At 68.9% G+C, this 3,693-nt stretch carries 4 protein-coding genes; 2 read left to right on the top strand and 2 right to left on the bottom strand.

Annotation, left to right across the window (positions count from 1 at the left end):
* Window positions 1-126: 126 nt before the first annotated feature.
* Window positions 127-1,563 (bottom strand): aminopeptidase P family protein, encoded by a 1,437-nt coding sequence (locus ACFV6D_RS34545; protein ID WP_380562735.1) that lies wholly within the window; start codon window positions 1,561-1,563, stop codon window positions 127-129.
* 196 nt (window positions 1,564-1,759) lie between these two features.
* Window positions 1,760-2,800 (bottom strand): Scr1 family TA system antitoxin-like transcriptional regulator, encoded by a 1,041-nt coding sequence (locus ACFV6D_RS34540; RefSeq protein WP_380562733.1) that lies wholly within the window; start codon window positions 2,798-2,800, stop codon window positions 1,760-1,762.
* A 107-nt stretch (window positions 2,801-2,907) separates the two neighbouring features.
* Between ACFV6D_RS34540 and ACFV6D_RS34535 the strand changes: the two genes are divergently transcribed.
* Both ACFV6D_RS34535 and ACFV6D_RS34530 read left to right on the top strand, forming a co-directional pair.
* Window positions 2,908-3,225, top strand: a complete 318-nt coding sequence (locus tag ACFV6D_RS34535) for a hypothetical protein (protein ID WP_380562731.1) — start codon at window positions 2,908-2,910, stop codon at window positions 3,223-3,225.
* Window positions 3,222-3,449, top strand: a complete 228-nt coding sequence (locus ACFV6D_RS34530; RefSeq protein ID WP_380562730.1) for a hypothetical protein — start codon at window positions 3,222-3,224, stop codon at window positions 3,447-3,449. The genes ACFV6D_RS34535 and ACFV6D_RS34530 overlap by 4 nt, the downstream gene beginning before the upstream one ends.
* Window positions 3,450-3,693 lie beyond the last annotated feature (244 nt).

Genomic DNA, 3,693 nt, shown 5'->3' with positions numbered 1-3,693 from the left:
TTTTTTGGGTGGGGGGGGGGGGGGGCTTGGGGGGGGGGGGGGGGGGGGGGGGGGGGGGGGGCGCGGGGGGCGGGGGGGGGGGGCCCCCGCGGCCCCCCCCCCCCCCCCCCACAGCGGTGTCGCGGCTCAGCCGCGCAGTTCGGCGAGCCAGGCCTCGACCTCGGTGGAGGTGCGGGGGAGGCCGGCCGACAGGTTCTCGTTGCCGTCCTCGGTGACCAGGATGTCGTCCTCGATCCGGACACCGATGCCGCGGTACTCCTCGGGCACGGTCAGGTCGTTCTGCTGGAAGTAGATGCCCGGCTCGACGGTGAGCACCATGCCCGGCTTCAGCGGGCCGTCGACGTGCTCCTCGGTGCGCGAGTGGGCGCAGTCGTGGACGTCGATGCCGAGCATGTGGCCGGTGCCGGCCAGGGTGAAGCGGCGGTGCAGGCCCAGCTCGTACACCTTGTCGGCGGTGAGGTCGCCGAACAGGCCCCAGGAGGTGAGGTGTTCGGCGAGCTCGCGCTGGGCGGCGTGGTGGAAGTCGCGGAAGTCGGCGCCGGGCTTCACCGCGGCGATGCCGGCCTCCTGCGCCGCGAACACCGCGTCGTAGACCTTGCGTTGCAGGTCGGTGAAGCGGCCGCTGACCGGGAGGGTGCGGGTGACGTCGGCGGTGTACAGGCGGTTGGTCTCCACGCCGGCGTCGAGCAGCAGGAGGTCGCCGGGCTTGGCGTGGCCGTTGTTGCGCACCCAGTGCAGGGTGGTGGCGTGCGGGCCGGCCGCGGCGATGCTGCCGTAGCCGATGTCGTTGCCCTCGATCCGGGCCCGGACGAAGAAGGTGCCCTCGATCAGCCGCTCGGGGGTCTCGGTGTCGGTGCCGAGGATCCGCACCACGTCCTCGAAGCCGCGGGCGGTGGCCTCGCAGGCGAAGCGCAGCTCGGCGATCTCGAACTCGTCCTTGACCAGGCGCTGGCCGGACAGGAAGACCTCGAACTCCGCGTCCCGCTCGGCGACGGCCCGGCCCTGGAGGGACTGCTCCACGCCCGCGTCGTGGCGGCGCAGCACGCGCACCGGGCCGGTGGCGGCGCCCAGGTCCGCGCGGACGGTGCGGACGTCCCGGCAGGGCAGGCCGAGCAGCTGCTCGCTCTCGGCCAGGCTGTTGCGGCGGCCGTCCCACAGCTCGCCGTGGTTGTCCAGCCAGAACTCGCCGTTGTCGGTCCGGGAGCGGTCGCGCAGGTAGAGCACGGCCCGGTGGCCGGTGTCGCCGGTCGGCTCCAGGACCAGCACGGCGTCCTGGGACTGGTCGCCGGTCAGGTAGACGTAGTCGGAGGACGGGCGGAACGGGTAGTCGGTGTCGTTGGCCCGCACCTTCGGGTTGCCGGACGGGACCACCAGGCGCTCGCCGGGGAAGGCCGCGGACAGCTCGGCGCGGCGGCGGGCGGTGTGCGCGGCCTGCGGGATCGGCTCCAGGGCGAGGCGCTCGGTGTCGGCCCAGCCCTGCTTCATGTTCTCGGCGAGCTCGTCCGTGACGCCGCGGGTGAGGCCGTTCTTGCGGTACTTGATGGTCTCGGCGGGTTCGGTCACAGCAGACTCTCCAGGTGAGGGTGGTGGATGCGAGGCGCTTCGCTACGCTGACCTGCCCGGTACGTAACAAGCGTTATGTACGGTATATCGAGCAGGGTTCGAAGAGAAGGGGCCAAGACCTCGCGGAACCGGCCGACTGTCCTGGCGGCCGGCTTTCCACCTGCGCAACGACGACGCCACCCCGGCGGCCTGGATCTCAGACGGTGCCGAAGTCACCGGACTTGACGCCGGCGACGAAGGAGCGCCAGGCGTCGGCGCCGAAGGCGAGTCGAGGGCCCTCGGGGTCCTTGCTGTCGCGGACGGGGAGGATGCCGGGGAGCCCGGGTGCGACCTCGATGCATTGGCCGCCGCCGTTGCTGTACGAGGACTTCAGCCAGGAGGTGGGCTTGACCGTCGCGATGGGGAACATGGCGTGGAACTCCTTGAGACGGGTGCGGATGAGGGCCAACGAGTTTTCGCATGAGAGGGCTTGGGCCTGGAGCCAATGGTAAGTCTCTACGAGGGAGCGGATCTTGTCCTCGTCCTCGCGCTCGACGTAGCCCCGTTGGATGGTTTCGAGGTAGGCCATCCACTTCTTGTCCGTGCTGGTCAGCAGGGTGAACGGCATGGTCGCCGGGAGGGCTTCGCCAAGAGTGGACGGCGCGATCTGCAGCATGACGTGCGGAAGGCCGGCCACGCTCTCAAGTCGGCGAAGCTGCTCGGCCATGACGAAGGGGCCGCCAACGGTTCGCAGGCAGCTCTCGTCCAGGACGATGTGGATGGAGGGAGACGGTTCGCGGTACAGCAAGGCCTGCCGCGCCATGCGGACATTCAGGCGTTCGATGGCTTTGTCCTCGGGGATCTCACCTCGTTGGGCTGCGGCGTTGATGAGCGCCGATGCGTAGCCCCGCGTCTGGAGCAGTCCCGGGATGACGTTCAGCTCGAAGATCTTGAAGGCGGTGGCCTTGGCTTCGTGCTCGGTGTAGGAGACGAATCCACCGATCAGAGTGCTGTTCTTCGCGCTCCAGTACAGGAGCTCAAGCGCCTCGCAGGTGTCGAGTTCCTTGTCGCATCGCCGGACGAGGTTCAGCGGCGCGGGACGGTCTCCGTTCTCGATCATGGAGATGAGCGAATCGCTGTAGTTGGTCCGCCGCCCGAGCTCGATCTGAGTGAGCCCTCTCGCCTTGCGGAAGCGCCGGAGCTGAACGCCGATGGCTGCGTTCGGAGATGAGGTCGGGTCTACTTCCCGCTGAGGCATGGTAACCACCCATTTCCACAGTGCCCGCTGTCAAAGTGAAGCTCTTCCGATGCTAGCCGCGATTGGCCACTCTTGGTGAGGAGTTAGCAACAGAGAGGAGTTATTCGGTGGATATGACGAACGTTCAATCTGGCGAAAGCATCGTCCTGCGGCGGAACTTTCCGCCCTGTCGGTGCCCGCAGTGCGGCGATTCCGTTCCCGAGGCGCGGATGGGCAGTGGCGCCATCGCCCCGGCGGCGCCGCCGTCCGAGCCCTACCGGCCGACCGTTGTCGGCGAGCGGGTCTACGACGTCCGCTCCGGGCGCTGGGCCGTCTTCATGGGGTGGCAGCACGGGCTGGCCTTCCTCCGGCCCCTCGGCGGTGGCGTGGAGTGGGACACCGAAGCGCGTTGGATCACGAACAGCGAAGAGCGCGATGCCCCATGAGCAGCATGATCGACAAGGTCACGGCCGAGGACCGTCGCGCCGCGGCCGACATCCTCGACGACCTCCAGGCCGTCCTGCACGCCGCCGAGGTCGAACTGCCCTCCCTCGGCATCGACTGGCGCTCGGCCAAAGCCACCGGAGTCATCCTGATCGACCTCGGGGCCGCCCGGCCGGACGTCATCGAGCGGCTGGTCGTCGTCCTTCGCAGGGGAATGCGACCGTAATCGCCTCCGGTGCCATCACCATCGGGAGTTTCGCGCTCGCGGGTGTGGTTTTCCTCGCGATTCCTGAGCGTGTTCCCACCGCGGCGAGTGGATTGGTGTGCGTCCTCGTTTTCATCGCCTCCTCGACGGGTGGATTCGCGCTCGCCGCAGGGTGGATGAGGGTGCAGACGTGACGGCGCGGGGGTCGAGGGGTGTGGGTTGCCGCCCCGCGGGGTCGGTGGCGTATAAAAAAATGAAGCAGCCC

Origin of the sequence: Kitasatospora sp. NPDC059812 (assembly GCF_042732075.1) — a bacterium.
Classification (GTDB): domain Bacteria; phylum Actinomycetota; class Actinomycetes; order Streptomycetales; family Streptomycetaceae; genus Kitasatospora.
Note: the sequence above shows the minus strand (reverse complement) of the source record. Positions and strands in the feature narration are given on the sequence as shown.

Bases quoted from the DNA above. Each gene is read 5' to 3' on its own strand.
- ACFV6D_RS34540 (WP_380562733.1), bottom strand. From the start codon at position 2,800: ATGCCTCAGCGGGAAGTAGACCCGACCTCATCTCCGAACGCAGCCATC.
- ACFV6D_RS34530 (WP_380562730.1), top strand. From the start codon at position 3,222: ATGAGCAGCATGATCGACAAGGTCACGGCCGAGGACCGTCGCGCCGCG.